The following is a 1,952-nucleotide window of genomic DNA, read 5'->3' as shown; positions in this document are numbered from 1 at the left end:
TTCACAGAGAGTGCCCATTTATACACACCCCCTAAATCGTGGTGTGACAATGGGTTCTCGCCGGCTCGAAATCGGTTTGTCATTCTGACAAATAACCCTTCGGGAAATAAAAAAAACGGCTCCATAAAGAGGAACCGTTTTGCTTCAAAAATCACGTTTTGTGTTATACTGGAGAAACGAAATTGTGTTTTCAAAATTGTCATTTTCGACATGATAACTTTTCTCGTAGTGTGGTTTTGCCGAACCCACTACTTTTTTTATGTCTCCGAACTTCATTTCTTCCCGTTCCGGCTTAACAATCCCTTTTGATTTTCGATACATATTCATTCCGGAAGGATACATGTGCAGCCGTCCGCCTTTTAAAAATTTCTTTTCCCGACCTTCTACGATCTTTGTTTGCACCTCACAGCCCTCTGAAGCCACTTTTAAGGCTGTTTCCCTGTCTTGGACATCTTCTAGGTCTATATCAGTCAAATAAGCGCTCAAATAGGCTCCTATGTTGTCTATATCCTTTAATGACTTGATTGTTACAAATCCTAAACCCCATAGACTCCTTAATTCAGCATTTTTAATATAAATCTTATCCAAATCATTAAAGCGCATTAAAACATGACAATGCCAGGCTCCACGTCCTTGTGGCTCTACCACCGATAAATAATCTATCGAACTTTCTTTCTTGTATTTATAACGCAACCTGTCGATAAAATTTTGAAAATCACTATAAAGTTTTTTCGTGTCCGTCATATTTTTCTTGTATGTCAAAGTTATATGTAATTCATTTGGCCGTCCTATAAAATTGTTATTTATCAAATAACGCAGCTTCTTAAAGGTTTGTCTCAAAGAATTATAATTTTCCTGCCGATTTTCCGAATGCTCGAACTCCCGGATCTCCCCAGTAGAGAGGTCTACAAACCTATCCTTGTCCAATTTTTTGATATTATTTTTCCGGTTCATCTTCTCCATATGCTGAACTTCAATGACGTGATTCATAGTGGTCACTTTTACAACATCATTTGGAGCTATGAAAACCGCGTCACCATTGCGTTTATCCATCCATTTCCCCTCAATTTTTCCTGTAATGTTTAATTAAAATCAAGTTAATAATAAAGAACCCCAAATCCGAAGTCAGTTTTTCAACAAAAATTAGCGTCCTTTTCCCAAATAGTCCCTATACAATTCCTTAATAGCAAACTCAATTACAGCATCTTTTGAAACTCTTCCAAATTCATTGTGTTTTGTAAAATGTTCGGCTAATAACTCTAGCTTTTTAAATGTTTCAACAGTAATTCGAGGTCCAATTTGTTTTTTCTCTTCCATCCAAACACACTCCTAACAAGTTGTTAACATAATTCTAACATTGGAAATAATAGAATTCAAGAACAGAAAAAAGAAGCACACTCGGAATGATATTTCGTTTCCTTTTGATTCCGAGCCTCCACCCCTTACAATCCCCAAAGGCAACCGACAAGGGAAAATTCGTCCCTTATCGGCACCTCCGGAAATTGTACAGCAAGGGGTCACTCCCAATAAAAAGACTACGACATATAAAACAGGTTTAGCTTCAGAGAAAAAGAGCATAAGGAAACTCGGTGCCACCCTAAAAAAAAGGGTGTCAAACAGGCTGTGCCTGTTGAGTTTCTATGCTCTTAGAACAGGTGCCGTTTTTGAAGCCAAAGATATAGCATAGATACCCCATAGATATAGCAGGGATATACCAAAATATCTCTAGAGATACGGGTATCTATGCTATATCTCTCTACAAGATTCCTCCACACGCTTGACGGAAATGCTTCAGCATTTTAGCACTCACTCGACAGAGTGTATAAGTGCGCCATTCGGAATTTCAAAGCTTCAAATTTCACAGAGAGTGCCCATTTATACACACCCCCTAAATCGTGGTGTGACAATGGGTTCTCGCCGGCTCGAAATCGGTTTGTCATTCTGACAAATAA

Annotated in this window: 2 protein-coding genes; both read right to left on the bottom strand. The window is 38.3% G+C overall.

The features are described 5' to 3' along the window. Positions 1-144: 144 nt before the first annotated feature. Positions 145-1,053 (bottom strand): hypothetical protein, encoded by a 909-nt coding sequence (locus ACFV6D_RS38805; RefSeq protein WP_375839305.1) that lies wholly within the window; start codon positions 1,051-1,053, stop codon positions 145-147. Positions 1,054-1,143: 90 nt separating this feature from the next. After that, positions 1,144-1,317 (bottom strand): hypothetical protein, encoded by a 174-nt coding sequence (locus ACFV6D_RS38800; RefSeq protein WP_375839303.1) that lies wholly within the window; start codon positions 1,315-1,317, stop codon positions 1,144-1,146. Positions 1,318-1,952 lie beyond the last annotated feature (635 nt).

Source organism: Kitasatospora sp. NPDC059812 (genome assembly GCF_042732075.1).
In the GTDB taxonomy this organism is placed as follows: Bacteria; Actinomycetota; Actinomycetes; order Streptomycetales; family Streptomycetaceae; genus Kitasatospora.
The sequence above is the reverse complement of the archived record's forward strand: the minus strand, read 5'-3'. Positions and strand labels throughout refer to the sequence as shown.